Here is a 20565-nt window from a genome sequence, read left to right as displayed (position 1 = left end):
TGGACTACAGTCTCAAAAAGGTGGACTATTGTTTCAGCAAGGTGAAAAACTGCTTATTGCTGGTTCGATTGGCGGAAGCTACCGGGCGAAACACCAAATTCTTCCGAAAACACCCGGCTGAAGTACCGGGGATCACCAAAGCCTACAGCATAGGCTACTTCAGCTATATTGAGTTCCGGGGAGGACAGGAGCTCCTGTGCTTTGCGTAAGCGCAGTATTCGCAGATAGCGGCTGATGGACAGGCCCGTCAGGGCCGTCAGCTTGCGGTGCAGGGTGGCCCGGCTCATGCCCACCACCTGGCAAATATCGTCGATGGACAGCTCTACATTTTCCAGCTGGGCTTCTACCGTTGTCCGGAGCCTCCGTAAAAATTCATCTTCCATCGAATCCTCCTCAGCGGTCACAGCCAGATGATCCTTAACAACACCCAACCGGGTGTCTCCCAGCGGGGCCACTCCTGGCCGGGTGCCGCCCAGCGGGGTGCCACCCAGCGCCAGTTGACTGTAGTGAATCTGTAACAGGCGACGGGTCTGCAACAGGTTGCTCAGCACCACCAGCAGTTCTTCGCGCAGGAACGGCTTCACCAGGTAGGCATCGGCACCCCGCCGTAAGCCCGTTAGCCGGTCATCCACGGCCGCCCGTGCCGTCAGCAGCACAATGGGAATGTGGCTGGTGCGCTCGTCGTTTTTCAGCTCATTGCACAGGGCAAAACCATCTTTGAGGGGCATCATCACGTCACTGATGATCAGGTCCGGCATTTTCTCAAGGGCCAGGTCAATACCGGCCTGCCCGTTCTCGGCCCGGATTACCTGATAATCAGCCTGCACACAGGTCTGTATATAAATGGCTACATCCTCGTTATCCTCCACCAGCAGCAGCACTGGCTTAGCTTCGGCAGCTGCCGGGTCCGGCTCGGCCCACGCACGGCGGTCCGGACTGATCAGTACGGGGGTAGCAGCTACTTCGTTGGCAACCATGGCCTGACGGGTCAGGGGTAAGCTGACGACAAATTCAGCCCCGTTTTTCAGTCGATTGCGAACGGCTAGTCCGCCCTGCATGAGCAGCACCAATTCCCGCACCAGCGATAAGCCGATACCGGTACCCCCGGTCTGCGAATCGGTTTGCATATCCGCCTGACGCGGCCCGGCCATTCGTGGCCCGGCCGATGGCGGCCCCACCTGATAAAAGCGGTCAAAAACATTAGGCAGGCTGGCGGGGTCTATGCCGGGGCCGGTATCGCTGACGCTGATCTGTATCCATGGACCGTCTGCCTGCTGAATTGGTGTCAGTTCCTCATAGTATCCCTGAGCACTCAGTGAAGACCATTCCTTCCTGACTTTTACCTGGCAATAGATGTGCCCACCGGCGGGGGTAAATTTCAGGGCATTGCTCAGCAGATTGGTCAGAATATCCTGCAGTTTGTCTTTATCGAAGTCGGCCTCACAGCGTTCTTCCTCCGAGAGAAAATGCAACTGAATATCTCTGGCTCTGGCCATGGAATGGAAGGATTCGCCTACGTAGCGGATAAAGGCTACCAGATCGGCCCGCACTGGCTTGATCTGCATCTCACCGGCTTCCAGCTTTGAAAGGTCCAGGATCTGGTTGATCAGCCGCAGCAGATTGGTCCCGTTCCGCCTGATCATCCCGGCTGCCTGTTGCATAATCAGCCGCTGTTTTTGGGCTTCATTCTCCGGCCTGTCTGCCTCCAGTTCGGCAGCCATGCCCAGAATGACCGTGAGGGGGGTACGAAACTCATGGGAGATGTTAGCAAAAAAGCGCGATTTGGTCTCGTTGAGCTGCAATAAGGCCTTTGCCTGCTGCTCAATAATTTCTTTGTCCTGCGCAATACGGGCCGTGGCCTGCCAAATTTCGGTTTCCAGCCGCTTTTGGGCAGCCTCATGCCGCCAGATCCGCCAGCGCAGCCACGCCCATACACCTGCGCCCACCAGCAGAGCAAGGGTTATCAGAAACCACACACGCAGGTAAAACGGCCGGAGTACGGTAACCGTTACCTTAAGCGTATTGGCCGACCAGCGACCGTCGGCCGCCTGCGCTTTAATCAGCAGCTCGTGGTCTCCATAAGGGAGATTACTGAGCCGCAACGTTGGCTCCGTCTGATAGGTCCAGTCGGTATCTATATCTCTGAACTGATAGGCGTAAACGTTCTTCTCGGCGTTGGCATAATTCAGCAATGCAAACTCCAGCACACTGGACCGGTCATCCGGCTCCACCGTGATGATGTTTTTGGTGATTAACTCTTCGGTTCTATCGACAATCTGCTGCACCGCATCGTCGTACTGTCGAAACGAGGTAATGCGAAGGGGTGGCCCGGCGGCCGGCTTTTCGGTTTGAAAATCACGCGGATCGAACGCGGTAATGCCGTTGAGTCCTCCGAAGTAGATCCGGCCATCCTTATCCTGATGATGGGCAATGCGATTAAATTCATTATGCGTGATACCATCTTCCACAAAATAGGACCGAGTCGTCAGCCGGACCGGATCGAACTGCATAATACCGTAGTCACTGCTCAGCCAGAGGTGCCCCTGCCGATCGGGATACACGGCATAGATGTTATCGTTTGATAAGCCTTCGTTGCGCCGGAACTGCCGGAATTGATTTTGCCGCCGATCCCAGCGGATGAGGCCCGAGTTGGCCGTAGCGAGCCAGTATACACCTTCCGGGTCTTGATAGAAATGCTGATAATTTTCGGCCGGCAGATAAAATGCTCCTTTCCCTCCGCTCCAGTAGCGGGCCGTCACCCCTCTGCCCGGATCGATGGTATACAGGCCGGTACTCGCGCAGACCCAGATTGTACCCTGCCGGTCGGCTCTGATATGCAACACATGAGCCGTGGCCAGTTCGGTAAACTGGTTATATTGGTTAAAGGGCTCTATTTGATCATTACTGGTCTGAATAACCCAAAGGCCTCCTTGCCCTCCCGCCAAAAGCTGTTTGTCATTCGTTGGGTAAAATGTCCAGATTATCCAGCCATCCGGTAACGGGACACTTGTGTTTGCCTGGGCCGGCAAGCTGAGTTTGATTAACTGACCTTTGGCTCCGGCATATACTTTCCCATGGATGGATGGACTTAATCCGTATATGGAGGCAAAGGTTTTTTTTTCGTAGAGCCCCTGACTGGTACCACCCAAGCGGCTGGATTTATACAGACCAAACTTCTCCAGATTGGCATAAACCTCATCCCCGATGCGTTGAATACCCCGAACAGCCGCTACCTTTTCCCCCTGATTTGACGCTTCGTAAAATAAGCGGTGAAAATGGTTGGCCGACACCCGTACCTGGTAGATCCCAAAACTGGTCCCTAGCCAGAAACGCCCATTCCGGTCCCGATAAAAACTCCGGTTCGTTATCGACTCGTGCTCGGTCTGACCCGTCACATCCAGCACCACACCCTTCTGAACATCCCGCAGATGGGTTCCATCCCAGATCAGGCCATTCCGATCATACGCGTAACAAACCGGCGATGTGTACTGGGGCAGAGATTTAAAGAAGGGAAACGGCAATTCCCGGCGATTTCCTGACTCATCAATACTATAAAAAGAACCGGAGCCGGTTCGCTCATTCTCGGCAAAATAGAATAATTCCGTACCCGCGTTAGCCTGTCCGAAACATACCTTTACAACATGCTTTGGATGCGAAAACTGCTGCAGAATACGGCCGTCGGCCGCCAGTTCAACCAGGATATGATTATCGGCTATGACCCATACAGTATTCCGGGTGGTTACCCGCTCAACGGTAAGCGTTACAAACTGGGGCAGGGACACCTGACGCAAACCGGTTTTGGGGTGGTAAGAGACCAGCACCGCAGGTTGGTGACTGGTAAAGAAGATGGTGCCGTCTGCGCTGCCAAACAACCGCAACGCCATATCGGTCGGAGGGGAAGCGAACTTCTTTTTGAACTTCTCTTCGAACGAAACGGCCTGATTTGTCAGCGGATTAAAGAGGGTAATGCGGGTCTGGCCATTTGGCCCCATGAGCCATATCAGCCCATCGGCATCCTGGGCAATCGCCTGAACGTCATCGAAATCAAGCCCGTTCTTCTCCCTGGTGAAGGTAGTAAACCTGAGGCCATCAAAGCGGTTAAGGCCAAACCGGGTACCAAACCACATAAAGCCCTGCTTATCCTGAAAAATAGCATTTACTTCCCGATGCGATAAGCCCTGCTCCGGGCCATAGTGTTTCACCGAGGCCGTATAAGGCTGAGCCACTACCCAGGCCCGGCAACAAAATAGTAATAGTATAAGGAAGGCAATGCCTGTAAATCTCACGGTCCTCTTCGTATTAAGCCCTGATCTCTCGCAACTGGTCAGTGCTTAAAGATAAGCAGGAAAGTGTTATCCTGAGTAATTCTGACCAAGAAAGCCGCCCTGCCTGTGTGCAGAACGGCCTCTCGGGATTTACTGGATTCGGACTGTTGTTACCGCTGTTTCAGCACCCGCTGGCGGTGCAGTACGCCGTCTGCCGTCTCTACCTGCAAGAGGTACAAGCCTTCGGGTAACTGCGTAACCGGGGCTTTTAACTGGCCGGCACCGTTCACCGGCTCCACCGACCACTGTCCCCGTATCCGGCCCTGCAAATCAATCAAACCAACCTTAGCCGGCTGATAGAGGTTATGCATGTCGACCTGTAGTGCCTCCGTCACCGGATTGGGGTACACTTGCACCTGAATACCTTCTGCGGTTGTATTTTCAGTCATGGCCAGGCGGGCAAGGTTTAGAACAGTCAGTTTAAAAGCTGATGATGTAACATTACCACATCCCCCGCTTACTCTACAGGTGTAACTCCCACTGGCATTGGTTCTCACTCTAGACAGCGTTAGGGTGGCCGACGTCTGACCCATTATAGCGCTGCCATCTTTTAACCACTGGTACGTCAGGTTACTGCCGCCAGCTACTACAAATACCGTAACCGTAGCCCCCGTAGCAACCGTAGAGGCACTGGCCGGCTGGGTAGTAATCGTTGTCGGCACCAGCAGGCTTACAACTACCGGTGAAGCGGTCAGACTGTTACAATCACCGCTGACCAAACAATAATAGGTGCCCGTTTGATTGGCTGACAGTTTAGTGAGTGTCAGCGTGGCGGAGGTTTGCCCTTTTACTTTATTACCCTGGGCGGTTCCATCTTTAAACCATTGATATTGCAGATTGGGGCCCGTAGCCTGCAGCGATGCGGTTACCGTACCACCGGCGCAGGCTGCCACACTAGCCGGCGGCTGCGTCGTGATAAGGGCTCCCTGACTAACTGCGAGTAGCAACGCCGAAGTGGTAACGCTGCCGCAGTCGCCACTGATGGTGCAGGTGTATTTGCCCGCATCCTGGAGTTTTACCTTACTCAGGCTCAAGGTGGCCGATGTCTGTGCGGCTATCGGCTTTCCATCTTTAAACCAGGTATATTTCAGATTAGATCCATTCACCTCAATGGTTACCGTATAGTCAGACCCGGTACAGGCAGTAGCGCTGGCCGGTAATGGGGTAACAATGGTTGTAATAGCGTTTACAGTTAAGCTAAAGCTAGTTGATACAACACGGATGACCGTCGTGCCGCACTGCCCGGTCACTACGCAGAAATACGTACCCGACTGAGCCGTCTGCGTATTCGTAAGCGTTAACGTAGCCGAGTTAGCTCCGGCAACCGCCTGGGTAGTTCCGTCCTTGTACCACTGGTACTTAAGGCTGGGGCCGGTAGCGGTGATGAAAATCGTTACGGAGGCTCCTTCACAGACCGAGGAAGTGGCGGCTGGTTGAGTGACGATCTGCGGAGCCGATGCCGAGTTATCGACAATTACGGTGGCAGACGCTGTGGCGGTACAACCGTTAGCGGCCGTAACCGTCACAGAATAAGTACCCGCTACCATCACACTGATGACCTGCGTGGTCTCGCCGGTGCTCCACAGATAAGTACCTGTTCCCGTAGCAGTTAAACTTGCCGTGGGTGTGCTGCAGCTCAATACATTGGTGGAGGCAGTAATGTCGGCAGTGGCAGGCATATTCACCGATAATGTGAATGCCGTACTGGTAAAGCTCTGGGTACCATCGGTGACTACCACCGAGTAGCTGCCGGCATCAGACGCCTGCACCGAATTAATCATCAGGCTTTCGCTGGTGGCTGAAGGATTGTCTGTCAGCACAGCCCCATCCTTATACCATTGGTAGACAGGTGTGCCCGATGCGCCAACTACATTGGCGGTAACGGTAACCCCGGTACCGGTACAAACGGCCGAACTGCTGGTTGATAAGGTAACCGACAAACTGATACATTGACCGCTTCGTGTGGTGCAGAACGCATTGAAATTACCGCCACCGGGCAGGCCTTCATTACCATCGAAAGCGGCATAGCGATTACAGAACACCGAATAAGAAGCCGGAAAGCAGCCCGTCAACTGGTTATCGGAAAGCAAGAGAAATTGCAGGTTGGCTAACGAACTCCAGCTCTCCGGCAGAGAACCCGTAAACTGATTGCCGGACAAATTCAGATCCTTCAGGTTGGTTAACGAACTCCAGCTTTCCGGCAGAGTGCCCGTTACTTGGTTATTGAAGAGATTAAGAACCTGCAACCCCGACAAAGCGGTCAGGCTGCCGGGCAGGGTACCGCTTAAGCCATTGGTGGGCAGGAATATCTGTGTCACTCGTCCGCCGGAGCAGGTAATACCATACCAGCCGCCACTACAGGGGTCACAACCGTTGAGCCAATTTGATTTGTTGACCCATGCAGGGCCGTTAGTAGCAGTGAATAATTCCACCAGAGCTGCATAGTCCGGATGAGGTGCCGTTTGGGTCACTACTGTCGTGGCGGTACTGGAACAGCCGTTAGCGGCCGTAACGGTTACGGAGTAGGTAGCGGCCACCGTAGCGCTGATGACAGCAGTAGTCTCGCCGGTGCTCCACAGGTAGGAGAGCGTCTCCCCGGTGTCCCCACCCGAGGCCGTCAGCGCTACGGCGGAATTACAACTAAGCGTTGGCGAGTTGGGGCTAATGCTGGCGGTGAGCGCTGCGATCACCGTGACCGGGATAGATACCGTACGGCTACAGCCATTAGCCGCATCATTAATGGTGAAATACACCGAATACGGACCACCGGCCGACAGGTTGCTCGCCGTAAAGGTGTTGGGACTATAGCTGCCGGCCACCGTGGTGAAGGCCGCATCCTGATACCAGGTACTGCCCACTGTCAGGTTGTTACTACCCCCAATCTGCAAGGCGGGCGTAGCGGTCTGGCCACAGGTAGCTATTGGCGCGGCCACCAACTTGTTGTTAGTCACGTTGGGAATGGGGTTGCCCTGGGGGTAAACCAAGATACCGTTGTTGGTGAACCCCGTGTTGCTGTGAGCCTGCGTTGTGTTCACCGTCATCAACCCCTGATTGGTAAAGGTAGCCTGATTGATAAAGGCATTATAAAGGCCCAGCGTAGCGCAACTGGTGTTGGTAACGGAACCATCATTAATCAGGCTATATTGCCCCACACTGGCGTTAGCGCCAATCACCAGCCGACCTGCATTGGTAAAGCCGCCGGCTTCGCTGTACAAGCCAATAACGGTGGAGCGGTCAATCTGGATCTCGCCCCCGGCATTGTTGTTGAAGATAGCTACGTTCTGAAGGCCTCTTTGGCCCACACTGGCGTTAGCGCCAATAACAATCCGGCCGGCGTTGGTAAATGTACCGTTATCGTTCAGCAAGCCTCTTAATGTAGAGCGATCAACCTGGATCTCACCTCCTGTATTGTTGTTGACGATAGCCCGGTTCCAGAGACCAAATTCTCCCACCCCCGCTGTGTTGCCGATCAGCAAGTAGCCGTTGTTGTTTACCGTGCCCGCATTGAAGAAAGCCGAGGTGTTCGTGGTGTTAGCAGAAAAAACTTTTGACCCGTTCACCGCAAGGGTAGCGGAGCCGGCAATGGTCAGTATGGCGTCTCGTTGTAATTCAACCGTTTGAACCAGGGCGGCCGTGCCGGCTCCGATGGTAGGTTTATTGGTAGTATTGGGGATGAACACATCAATATCGGCGGTGGGAACGGTATTGGGGCTCCAGTTACCGGGCGTGGCCCAGTCACTATTGGTAGCCCCCGTCCAGGTAAACGTCGTGCAGCTACCCGTGACGGAAGCAGATGCAACCGCTGTGCAGCCGCTGGCGGTTGTGACCGTCACGGAGTAGGTGGCGGCTACGGTAGCGCTGATGGCGGCTGTGGTGGCTCCCGTATTCCACAGATAGGTGGCACCCCCGCTGGCCGTCAGCGTAGGCGTTGGATTGGCGCAGGTCAGCGTGGCCGAAGAAGGATTGACGCTGGCTGCGGGGACGGCTTTGACGGTAAGCGGAGTCGATACCGTGTAGCTACAAATGCTGGTGGGGTCTGCGACGGAGAAAAAGACGGGATTGGTCTCATCGGCCGTCAGGTTAGTAGCCGTAAAGGTATTGGGGCTGTAGTCGCCGGCCACCGTGGTTAAGGCCTCATTCTGGTACCAGGTGCTACCCACCACTAGCGTATTACTGGTCGCGATCTGCAGGGCCGGACTAGCCGTTAGGCCACAGGTAGTACTGAGGGGAAGGGCTATGAGCATGTTGTTGGTCACATTGGGGATAGGGTTACCCTTGGGGTAAGCAATTACCCCGTTGTTGATTAAGCTATAGACAGTATGAACCTGGGTGGTGTTCACCGTTAATAATCCCTGATTGGTCAGGGCATTGTTATTGAATACCGGACCGAACAGGCTCAGGCTGGCACAGCTACTGTTGATGAAGGTGGCCCGATTATCAAGACTTTGAATGCCCACACTAGCGACGGCCCCAATGATCAGCCTGGCACTGTTGGTGAAGCTACCACCATAGTTGAACAAGTCTGACCCAGTGGAGCGGTCAATGTGAATCTCGCCCCCGGTGTTGTTAGTGAACGTAGCCTCGTTCCAAAGACCATAACTTCCTATACTAGCGGTAGCGCCAATGACAATCCGGGCTGCGTTGGTAAACAGACTTCCTGGTCGGTTAAACAAGCCCCTGAATCCGGAGGTGCAGTTATCAATCCGGATCTCGCCCCCGGTATTGTTGTTGAAGGTGGCCTCGTTCCAAAGGCCGGCTCCCCCCACACCAGATGTATTTCCCACCCCAGCCGTACCGCCAATGACCACCCGGGCTGCATTGGCAAACGTACCTGATAAGTTGTACAAGCCCCTTAACGTGGCGTTATCAATGTGAATCTCTCCCCCGGTATTGTTGCTAAAAGTGCCTGCGTTCCAAAGGCCATTCTGTCCCACATTAGCGGCATTGCCGATAAGCAACTGGCCACTGTTCTGGACCGTACCGTTGTTAACGAAAGCAATGGTAGTACCAAAACTATAGCCCGGTACGATCTTTGACCCATTCACCGCCAGCGTCCCGGAACCGGCAATGGTCAGTACCCCTCCGGTTTGCACTTCTACGGTTTTAGCCATGGCCAAGGCACTGATTGTTGGGGCCGTGGCCACATTAGCAATCACCACATCATGGGAGGCTGTCGGTACGGCGTTTGGAGTCCAGTTGGTGGCGGTGGCCCAGTCGGTGTTGGTAGCGCCCGTCCAGGTGACCGTCTGCGCCTGGGTGGTTAAGGCCATCAGGCTAAACAAAAGCAACACGTTAAAGAAACCAATGTAGAAAACAACGGTGCCGTAGGATTGGTCACCGCCTGTTCGGGAGCTACGCTCACCAACCTGTTGGGGCGGCTTCAAAGAGGTAGAAAGCAGGTTCATAACACACGGGCTGTTGGGTTTAGCGCATAGCAAAACAGCCTCACAAGTCTACCTGAATTCGCCCAAACCCATGTGGAGCCATGTTCTGAATAGGTGGACTATTGTTCAGCCCATGTGGACTATTGTTCCGAATAGGTGGACTATTGTTCAGCCCCGGCTGGACAGGCGAAAATTGCCGGGGGTTATGCCAAATTCTTCGGCAAAGACGCGGCTGAAGTAGCGGGGGTCGGCAAAGCCGACGGCGTAGGCTACTTCGGAAATATTCAGTCCGGAAGCCGACAGCAATTCCTGCGCTTTTCGCAGGCGCAACTTCCGGAGGTAATGGCTGATCGACATGCCCGTGAGCGCCGTCAGCTTCAGGTGCAGGCCAGTGCGGCTCATACCAATCATCTGGCAGATGTCGTCGACGGAAAGATCCGTGTTGCCCAGTTGAGCCTCCACTACCTCCCGGAGCCGGATCAGAAACTGATCTTCCACGGCATCGACCGGAGGCTCCGGAGCCGGATTTTGCGGAATAGTCTCCGGCGGATTGCCGCCCAGCCTTTCGAGGCTTGGCCCATCGAGGCCCGGCGGTGTGCCGCCCAGCGGATTGCCGCCCAGCGCCACCTGGCTGTAGTGCAGTTGCAGCAACCGGCGTGTCTGGAGCAGATTACTCAGCACCACCAGCAACTCTTCGCGTAGAAAAGGTTTGACCAGATACGCGTCGGCCCCGCGCCGTAAACCGGCAATGCGGTCGCTCACGGCGGCTTTGGCTGTAAGCAGCACAATGGGAATATGGCTGGTGCGCTCGTCGTTTTTAAGGGTGTCGCAGAGGGTATAGCCGTCTTTCAGCGGCATCATTACATCGCTCAGAATAAGGTCCGGCATGTTCGCTATGGCCGTATCTATCCCGATCTGCCCGTTTTCGGCCCGGATTACCTGATAATCGGTCTGCACGCATACCTGGATGTAGGAGGCTACATCCTCATTATCTTCGACCAGCAGCAATACGGGTTTATCGCCGGCCCCGGCCGGAGCCGGTCGGGCCACGCTTGGCTCGACCAGGTCGCTGCGATCCGGGCTGACCAGCAGGGGCGGCATCGCCACCGGTTCGGCCAATCCAGGCCGGGCCACGTCAGGCCGGCGCGTCAGGGGCAGGCTGACCACAAATTCGGCACCGGCTTTTTTCCTGCCTAGCGTGGCCCGGCCTGGATTGGCCCGATTCCGTACGGCCAGGCCGCCCCGCATCAGCCCGACCAGTTCGCGCACCAATGCCAGCCCGATACCCGTACCACCTTCCTGCGCATCGGCCGGGTTACGGACAGACTCGTCTGACCATTGATAAAACCGGTCGAAGATCCGTGTCAGACTGGCGGGTTCGATGCCCGGACCGGTATCGCTGACGCGGATCTGCACCCAGGGGCCGTTCACCCCTTCGGTTGGCACCAGCTCCTCGTAAAAACCTTCCGGACTCAGGGGCTGCCAGTCCTTCTGCACCCGTAGCTGGCAATAGACATCCCCGCCCACGGGCGTAAACTTCAGGGCATTACCCAGCAGGTTGGCGATGATGTCCTGCAGCTTGTCTTTGTCGAAGTCGGCTTCGCAGGTCTCCTGGTCCGACAGAAAATGCAGCTGAACCTCTTTCGCCTTCGCCATCGAGTGGAACGACTCGCCCACGTACCGGATGAAACTGACCAGATCGGCCCGGATGGGTTTCAGCTTCATCTCGCCGGCTTCGAGTTTGGAGAGGTCCAGAATCTGGTTGATCAGCCGCAGCAGGTTACTGCCGTTGCGTTCGATGAGGCCGGCTACCTGCCGGAGTCGCTGCGGGGGCTGGTCGGCTTTGTCTTTCAGCTCGCCGGCCATGCCCAGAATCACCGTGAGCGGAGTCCGGAACTCGTGGGAGATGTTGGCGAAGAACCGCGATTTGGTCTGGTCAAGCTCCTGCAAGGCTTCCGCCTGCCGGGCAATAGTTTCCTTGTCCTGCTCGATGCGAACGGTGGCCCGTTTAATTTCGGCCTGAAGCCGTTGCTGCTCCTGGGTGTGCGACCAGGTCCGCCAGCGCAACCAGCCCCAGACCCCTGCTGCCAGCAGCGCCCCGAAAAAAGCCAGAAACCAGGTACGCAGGTAAAACGGCCGCAAAACGGTTACCGCCAGCGTTAGGGTGTTGGCCGACCACTGCCCGTTGGCCGCCTGCGCCCGCACCTGCAACTGGTACTCGCCATAGGGCAGGTTGCTCAGCCGCAGCGTCGGCTCCGCCTGCGTGACCCACCCCTCACCCAGCCCCACCACCTGGTAAGCATAAATGTTGCGGACGGCATCGTCGAAGTTCAGAAAGGCGAACTCCAGCACACTGCCGGCATCGCCCGGCGGAATCTCGATCCGGCCCGACTGCAACACCTCGGCCGTTTTATCGACCACCTTCCCCTGCGCCGGGTCCAGTTGCCGGAACGCCGTGAGGTAGAGCGGGGGGCGCTCCGGCGGCTTCTCATTCTCAAAATCACGCGGGTCGAAGGTGGTAATGCCGTTGAGGCCCCCGAAGTAAATCCGCCCGTCGGTATCCTGAAAATGCCCCACCCGGTTGAACTCCGCGTTGGTAATGCCGTCTTCGACCAGGTAAGTCCGGGTGGTCTGCCGGCGGGGGTTAAACTGCATGATGCCGTAGTCGCTGCTGAGCCAGAAGTTCCCGCGCCGGTCGGCATACACGGCGTAGATATTATCGTTGGAGAGGCCATCGGCCCGCCGGAAGGTGCGGACCTGTCCCCTGGTGCGGTCCCAGCGCACTAGGCCCCGGTCGGCCGTGGCCAGCCAGAACAGCCCGCCGGGCGCATGGTAAAAATGCTGGATGTTATCGGCGGGGAGGTAGTCGTTGCCCTTTCCTCCGCTCCAGTAGCGGGCGGTAATGCCCCGCTGGGGATCGAAGGTGTACAGCCCCGTGTTGGCACAAACCCAGAGGGTACCCTGCCGGTCGGGGGCGATGTGCAACACGTGGGCCTCAGCCAGCTCGGAGAACTGATTATACTGCCGGAATAAATCCACCTTACCCGTGGCGGCTTCGATCAGCCGCAGACCCTGCTCACAACCGCCCAGCAGATGCGTGTCACTGAAGGCATAGAGCGTCCACAGATTTTGGCGGGCATTCACCGGCAGCGGATACATTCGCAGGTTCCGCCGGGCCGTATCGGACTGCAGGAAATGGCCATTGGCCCCCGCTACCAGCCGCCCCTGCCGGTCCTGCCCCAGCCCGTACATAGCCGCAAAGCCCGGTATGGTAAAGAGGGTCCGGAGATTGCCCCCCGCCCGGTCGGCCTTATACAACCCTTTGGCTTCAATGTTGACGTACAAGTCGTTGCCGATCAGCCGGATACCCCGCACCGCCGACGCTTCACCGGGTTTGTAATTGACATCGTGGAACAAGCGCTTAAAGCGGCTGGGCGAAAGCTTGACCTGGTGGACGCCAAAATTACCCGCCAGCCACAGCCGTCCACTGCGGTCGCGGTATATGCCCCGCCCACCCATGTCATCACCGTATCCCTGTTGGGCCAGGTCCAGCAGCACGCCCCGTTGCGGGTCAATCAGCCGGGTTCCTTCCCAGATCAGACCCGAAGCAGGCAGATAGAGGGGAACGGGAATCCGATAGCGGGACATGTCGCCCAAGAGCAGTTTGGGCCACTCCCGCCGGTTTCCCTGCTCATCAATACCGTAGACGGCCCGAAACGGATACGTCCCCGTAAATTCCGCGTAAAAAAATGGTCCCTCATTGTCCGTAGAGCCCAATAAAACAGTCAGGTAAGGAACCGAATGTTCGTATTGATGCAGGACCCTCCCATCGTCAGTCAGTTCGACCATGAGGTGATTATCGGCCACGGCCCAAACCGTGCCGTGCCGGGTCGGATGAGCCAGCGCCAGGGTTTTGTACTGGGGGAACGGGGTACGTCGAAGCCCTGTTTTAGGGTGATAGGTCAGAAGCAAAGCCGGCTGGTGTCCGCCCGTCAGAAACACGGTACCGTCGGGGCTACTCACGGGAGCCAACTCGGAGACGCCTGGAGATAAAATCCGGGGGAGTTTCTCGTCAATTTTTTCGGCAAAGGTTTGAGCCTGGCCGGTCCGGGGGTCAAAGATCATCACCTCCCAGGGCTTTTGCATGGCCATCAGCCACAGCTTCCCCTCCGCATCCTGGGCGATAAACTGGATGTTGTCAAAGGCAAAGCCGTTGCGCTCTTTGTTGTAAGTGGTGAAGGTTTTCCCGTCGAAGCGGCTCAACCCGCCTTTGGTCGCGATCCAGATAAAGCCCTGCTTGTCCTGCAGGATGTGATTCACCTCCCGGTTGGCCAGCCCGTCTTCCACCCCATAATGCTGCACGGAAACCGCGTAGGGTTGGGCCTCACCTGGCCGGGCCTCACCTGGCCGGGCCTCACCTGGCCGGGCCTCACCTGGCTGGGCGTCAGTCAACGTTCGACACGAAAGCAGTAGCGTGATAGCAAGGGCTAAGCGTTTCACCGTTATCTTCCGGTTAGCATCTGATTACCTGTAACTTGCAAGAGCTTAAATATAAACAGGAAAAGCTTAGTGAAACTACTCATACCGCACTTGACTATTTTGTACTATATAGGAAAATAAAATAAGGAAGGGTAACACCGTCTTTCAACAGTATTACCCCTCCTCGTTCGTTTGTTCCTTTACGACGTTTGATGAGCGCTGCTTCAGCACCCGCTGCTGGTGCAGTATACCTACGGCGGTTTCTACCTGCAACAGGTACAAACTTTCGGGCAGCTGGGTGACCGGCGCCTGCAACAGACCCATACCCTCAATCGGCACTAACCTCCACTGACCATAAATTGGGCTTACCTGGCAAATTATGTCTTCCGCTTCTTTTTGCGGGCGGAGGGAAAGAGCACGTTATTCAGAATGAGCCGGTAACCGGGCGAGTGCGGGTGCAGATTGAGATCCGTCGGATTACGGAAATTACCCCGGATGCCCTCAGGGTCGTGGCCGCCGTAAAAAGTCCACTGCCCGTTTCCCATTTCGCCGTAGATGTAGCGGTCGGCGGTTTTGCTGGTGCCCATTACCAGTACGTTGGGCTTTACCGTCTGCTTGCGAAAGGCGGTTGTCTGGCCGTGAAACTCCTTGATGATGTTGGCGTGGTTTTGCGTCAGCATGGCGGGAATCACATCCCACTTCGCCGAAAATTCGAACAGGGTAAAGTAGCTGCTCGGTTCGTCGTAACTCCACCGGCCGGAGGTACTGTTGATGTCAGAGAACGACATACCCCGATAACCGTTGTCGAGGTCCAGGGTAAAGTTATAAAAGGCAAATGTCTTGCTGAAGTCCAGCTTCGACTGAGCACTGGGGTCGATCCCGTCCCCATCGAACTGACTGTCGACAATATCAATGCCCTCGGCGGCCAGGGCAATATCAAACGTTTCGGCTCCCGAACACATCGCAAACAGGTACCCGCCACCCGCGCAGAAGCCTTTGATAGTCTTAGCCACCGCCAGCTTCATCTGTGATACTTTAGCATAGCCAAACTTCCGGGCTATATCTTCCTGGGCCTTCAGATCTGCCGCCGACATACGCCGGATGCTGCGACCGAACTGACCCGTGAAGTCTTCGTGGTGCAGGTGCAGCCAGTCATACTTGGCCAGGTCACCCTTCAGCACCTCTTCATCGTACACAACCTCGTAGGGGATTTCGGCATAGTTCAGGACGATCAGGACCGCATCAGTGTTTTCGAACTCCGACGGGCTGACTTTGATGGGCGAATAAACGGCGATCTTAGCGGCTTTAAGCAGCTTCACGGCGTCCATGTTCACGTCCGGGTTAGCAATTTGTCGTAATATGCCGTTGGCATTTGCGTCGGAAATTACCTCACAGCTGACGCCCCGCACGCGGCATTCCCGCTCAAACGCCTGGCTGTGCTTGAGCATAAAACTTCCCCCGCGGTAATTGACCAGCCAGTCCAGCTCTCCACCTTCCTTCAGAATGTGGTAGGCGATCCCGTAAGCTTTCAGGTGGTTGGCCTGCTGTTCGTCCATTGGAACGAGAAGATAATTAGCTTTGCTGGCCACGGACCACAACACCAGCAAGAAGATGAGAAGTGCCTTCATAACCCATTCCGTTAAAAGCCGTTTTTGCTATAACCACTGAATAAAGCAAGGTATTGTTTAAATCTATCGAAAATTAGTAAATTGGTTAAATGGTTTATTGGTTTGCTGGTTAACAACTTAACCAATGAACCACTTAACCAATCAACTAATGCATCCGATCTCCCCGCACTTCCAGCGTTTGCATAATCTGCGCTTCGGTGTCGAGCAGTTCTTTCCAGCGGGCCCAGACGCGCTCTTTGGCGCAGTACTCCTCGGCCAGTTCAATAAAGTTGCGGTAATGACCGGCCTCAGAGACCATTAGTTCACGGTAAAACTTACGTAGCCCTTCGTCGGCAATGTACTCGGATAGCAGCTTAAACCGCTCGCAGCTCCGGGCTTCAATCAGGGCGTTCAGCAGCAACTTCTCCATGAGTTGCTCCAGGTAGTCGCCCGACTTACGGATATGCTGTTGCAGCGCATGGACGTACTCATCCCTCCGCTTGTGGCTGAGCGGAATATTTCGCCTGCGTAATTCTTTCAGCACCCGCTGAAAATGCCCCCACTCTTCGGCAACAACGGGGGTAAGTACCTCCACCAGTTTTTCTTTTTCGGGATACTGCACAATCAGTGAAATGCACGACGAGGCTGCTTTCTGCTCGCAAAAGGCATGGTCGATCAGGATTTCGCCGATGTTCATTTCGGCGATATTGACCCAGCGCGGATCAGTCGGCAATTCTAATCCTAAGGTGGTAATTGACATACTATTTATACTTCGACAAGATTCTGTTGTTCTTCCGCCCAGCGCAGCCGGGTGTCGGGGCGGATTTCGTAGCCGCCCACCCAGCGGGATGTCGGCCGTAAGCCGGTGCCCATCTGGCGGAGGTACTGCGCAACCGACCAGTCGCCGATGCCATACACCTGGTCCAGTTGCAGAAACCGCCCGACCAGTTCCGGCTCCGACAGGGACTCCCGCTCCCGGAGCGCGGTCAGCTGGCGTTCAATGGCGTTCAGACCGGTCTGTCGGGCCGGAAACCGCCGGAGGTGATTAAGCAACGCGGCTTTCAGAAACCGAAGCCTGCCAAAATCTGCATTCAGCAGGGTCACCAATCGCTCAGGCTCCGGACCGGCGTACGCCTGCCATACCTGAGCGGCTACGTTTAATTCATGCGGGGTCAGTTCTTCCGCCTTAGGATATAAAGCCGATAACTGCTCGCCGGTTAACTGGCCTAATCCTTTAAAGTCGGGCACCTCCGGATGCCGGTCAATTGACACCTGCTTCAGCCTGACGGGACCCAGATCAACCAGCGCAAAGCAGGCCAGCAGAAACACCAGGTTGATCTGGCAAAACAAATCATGCTCAAACCAGAAAACCACCTCGTCGTAATCGGCATATTGGCAAATACGAGTGAACTCCTGCACTACTTTATCAGCGTAGGTCTCCTCTGCCGGTAGTTGGTCACCAAACTCTTCCTGAATCCAGTTCCGCCGGATCGCCCATAGCTCCTCGTCGGAGTGCACATCGGCTTTCACCGGTCCTTCTGATAGCATTTCGCGCCAGACCGCCACATCGCCCGGCAGACCAGATTGCCGGAAGCCATGCAGGGTAGCATCACCGTTGAGAACATGCAGAGTCTTCATAAAAATTTGTCGTTATACCAATGTAATGTCCACTCTATCGCTCTTTCACCTTTAATCAAACAAATACCAGTGGACGCCGAATCCGAAGGTCCGGCGCATTTGCAAATAGCCGGGGGCAACATAATAGCCGGGTACAAACAGCCCCTGGTTGGCATGCGACATCTTCACGAACAGCCGGACGCGGTTGATCCGCAGGTTGGCAAACACATCGGCCAGCAGGTAACCTTCTACCTGCTGGTCATTCTGCAAATGAAACTGCTGCGACACCGGCATGTACGCATCGGCAAAGTACCTGGACTTATAGTGCAGTTCTACCCCTGTCTGAATAAACAGCACTTTGGCGTATAGAAAATCATAAGCTATCCGGGCGTTTAAAAAGAACTTGGGTGCCCGCAGCAGGTCGCCCCGCGACACCAGCGTATAATACGCCTGCGATAGCGCCTGAAATTTACCGGTCCGGTACTGCGCGCCCAGACCCGTACGCAGGACACTGAAGGCGCCCGTGAACTGCCGGGGTGCCGCATGCGTATCAAAATAAATATAGTTGTTGAGCAGGAAATAATCTAATGCCGGCTGGAATCGCCATTTTTTAAGCCGCAGGTTCAGCATCCCGTACGCGTGGTTAGTCCCCTGCAGACCGAAGTTGTTCCGCCAGAAAAAATTGTTGCTCTGAAACCGCTCCTGAATCAGGGTGGGCGACGAGAAGATACTGCGGTAGCCGGCCGTAAACCAGCGGCTCTCCAGCTGACCCTCCAGCCGGAAGTCGCGGCCGAGCAGGTATTCAGCCTCAGCCGTAATGCGTGAGGTACTGTCCGGGAAATAATACCCCAGCCACAAGCCCACGAAGTTTTCCAGCCGTTGTGTGCGGTAGGTGTTAAAGGTAGTCGGCGAATCGTTGTAGCGACCGTTTTGCCGGTAGAACCTCTGCCGGTAATACGCCCGGTAGTTGAAGCCCCGGTAAATGCCTTTTAGCCCAAAATTATTGTCGACCAATCGGTACCGTACATCCTGAATGGTTTTGGTACTGTCGTAAAGGATGGACGGATAAAACGGCCGGATTCCCTCCGCAGCCGATAGCGGTAAATCCGTGCTGATGTCTTCGTCTGTAAAGCCGTTGATATGCCGCCGGTAATCGAGCCGGTGATACACCTGTAAACCCTGATCCAATACGTACTGGTGGTACAGATGCCAGTCGTTGCGCAGTTCCCGTGTACCGGCCTGGTTGAGCCGGGCCCGTCCTTCGTAATCGTATTGGACCTGGATGGTATCATCCCCCACAAGCTGGATACCATCCAGCAGCCCTCCCTGATCGGCCATCTCATGGTTCATGTGGTTGAAGTGCAGCAGCAGGGTGTATTTTTCATTTTTGGACCGGTAGTTGGTATGCCCCAGAAATCCCCAGTTCTCTACGAGTAACCGTTGGGGATCGCTGGACCCGCTGGTCCCGAATTGCTTTTGGGAAGTAAATCGCTGCACATTAATGCCCACATTCCAGCGGGGGGTAATGTTCTGGGCCAGATCAAAATTGAGCAGGTTCTGGTTGCGGCCGCCAAGCACCAGATACATATTGGTAAACGGAGACTTGGTATCGTAATACCGTACCTGCTGGGTCTGGTAGGCGTACGGTGAATACACAGAATAGCCTGTCTGGGCCCCGATCTGGGCGGGAGGCAGGTAAAATACCGGCCGCATCGGAGTACCCAGAGACCCCAGGTCCTGGTACAGATTCTCATTGCGCTGCACAAAGTTGTACATGTGCACGCCATCGAGCAGGGTATCTATAGTATACAGCGTCCGGCGGTTATTAAACACATCAGACTCCAGAAAAAAGCGGGTGGTGGTTGGGCCATAAATGACTTTGGTCGAATCGTCGATACCGCCACCGGGCCCTGAACTGCCGGGCCGGCCGCCCCCCTGCGGCAGACGGGGCATATTGGGAAACTGGGCCAAAGCCGCCGTGGTGCATCCGAAGCAGAGAAGAAGCAGTAAATAGCGTAGGTGAAGTTGTTTCATCGGCCCAAAATTAACCCAAAAACGACGGAAGCCCGTCGGAGGTTATGGAAGTGTCGGTTTATTCAGGTTTTTTAACACGGAGCAGCTGCATCAACTCCTCCTCCCGGTCCAGCAGGTACATGGCTACGGGTACATAATAAAAGGGTGGATTTGCTCCCTTTTCTGTTAAAAGCAAGGCCTGCAGCTTTACCCAATCCTTCTCGGTGGTCAGAACGGCCGTTCCGGGTGGACACCCCTGCCGGATCCGGTCCAGGTCGGCGGACGAGTAAGCGTGGTGATCACCGAATTCCAGGTGTCGGATAAGCCTAAACTGCCGGCGCACATAAGCTTCGAGGCTTACCACACTGGCAATACCCGAAACCAGCACTACCTCCCGCAGAGTTTGGTCCGGCTGGCTACCGGCATAGGAAACCGGTGTATCGTACCGCAACCCAGCAAAAAATACGGGTGTGCCCGGCCGGGTGTAGGGGCGAATCTGGCTGGCAATCTTTTGCTGGTCGGCCAAAGGCAGGTCGTCGGGACACTTGGTGACAATAACCGCGTCGGCCCGGCGGGCTCCGTGCCGGCGTTCGCGTAGCCGCCCCGCCGGAAAGGGGTGGTCGGTATAAAACGGCCGGTTGTAATCGCTCAGCAGCAAATTGACATGAGCGGCCACCGCCCGGTGCTGAAACGCATCATCCAGAATGACCGTGTCAATGTCGGGGCGTAACGAACTCAGGGTCGAGAGAGCCGCAGCCCGCTGTTCGCCAACGCATACGGTGACGGAATTCCCAAATTTTCGGTATACTTGCAGCGGCTCATCGCCCAGGGTTTCGGCGGTATCTTCCAGCCCGGCGATCCGAAACCCTCTTGTCTGACGGCCATACCCCCGGCTGAGCATGGCGAGCCGGCGCTGATCCGACAACCGCCGAATCAGGTATTCAACCATGGGAGTTTTTCCCGTACCGCCTACTGTTAAATTTCCGACAGTGATGCAATACTGAACCGGCTGAAAAGCAGACATAAACCGATTCGTATACAATTGGTTACGCACATCCGTGAGCAATCCGTACAGGGCGCTGAACGGGCGCAGCAAGGGGGTCAGCACAAAATAAGCTGGTAATAATTTCGTAATTGTTT

At 55.6% G+C, this 20565-nt stretch carries 9 protein-coding genes; all 9 read right to left on the bottom strand.

Annotated features, from left to right (window positions below):
- Positions 1 to 53: 53 nt before the first annotated feature.
- On the bottom strand, positions 54 to 4226 hold the full coding sequence (locus ABD949_RS20615; protein WP_345246526.1) for a two-component regulator propeller domain-containing protein: 4173 nt from the start codon (positions 4224 to 4226) through the stop codon (positions 54 to 56).
- A gap of 209 nt (positions 4227 to 4435) precedes the next feature.
- A complete protein-coding gene (locus tag ABD949_RS20610) occupies positions 4436 to 9730 on the bottom strand; it encodes an immunoglobulin domain-containing protein (RefSeq protein ID WP_345246524.1) in 5295 nt (1764 codons plus the stop codon).
- Between the two features lie 147 nt (positions 9731 to 9877).
- Entirely contained in the window at positions 9878 to 14209 is a 4332-nt protein-coding gene (locus ABD949_RS20605) for a helix-turn-helix domain-containing protein (protein ID WP_345246522.1), read from the bottom strand.
- Positions 14210 to 14362: 153 nt separating this feature from the next.
- The gene (locus ABD949_RS20600; RefSeq protein WP_345246520.1) at positions 14363 to 14512 is read right to left on the bottom strand and encodes a hypothetical protein; all 150 of its coding nucleotides are present in this window, start codon (positions 14510 to 14512) and stop codon (positions 14363 to 14365) included.
- A gap of 53 nt (positions 14513 to 14565) precedes the next feature.
- A complete protein-coding gene (locus ABD949_RS20595; protein WP_345246518.1) occupies positions 14566 to 15816 on the bottom strand; it encodes an asparagine synthetase B in 1251 nt (416 codons plus the stop codon).
- A 145-nt stretch (positions 15817 to 15961) separates the two neighbouring features.
- Positions 15962 to 16555 (bottom strand): MiaE family protein, encoded by a 594-nt coding sequence (locus ABD949_RS20590; RefSeq protein ID WP_345246516.1) that lies wholly within the window; start codon positions 16553 to 16555, stop codon positions 15962 to 15964.
- 5 nt (positions 16556 to 16560) lie between these two features.
- Positions 16561 to 17433, bottom strand: coding sequence for a DUF1835 domain-containing protein (locus ABD949_RS20585; RefSeq protein ID WP_345246514.1), 873 nt, complete (start codon positions 17431 to 17433; stop codon positions 16561 to 16563).
- Positions 17434 to 17484: 51 nt separating this feature from the next.
- Positions 17485 to 19446: a putative porin gene (locus ABD949_RS20580; protein WP_345246513.1), complete on the bottom strand. Its 1962-nt coding sequence runs from the start codon at positions 19444 to 19446 to the stop codon at positions 17485 to 17487.
- A 58-nt stretch (positions 19447 to 19504) separates the two neighbouring features.
- Entirely contained in the window at positions 19505 to 20533 is a 1029-nt protein-coding gene (gene lpxK, locus ABD949_RS20575) for a tetraacyldisaccharide 4'-kinase (protein ID WP_345246511.1), read from the bottom strand.
- Positions 20534 to 20565 lie beyond the last annotated feature (32 nt).

The organism is Nibrella saemangeumensis (assembly GCF_039541915.1).
GTDB lineage: Bacteria > Bacteroidota > Bacteroidia > Cytophagales > Spirosomataceae > Nibrella > Nibrella saemangeumensis.
Note: the sequence above shows the minus strand (reverse complement) of the source record. Positions and strands in the feature narration are given on the sequence as shown.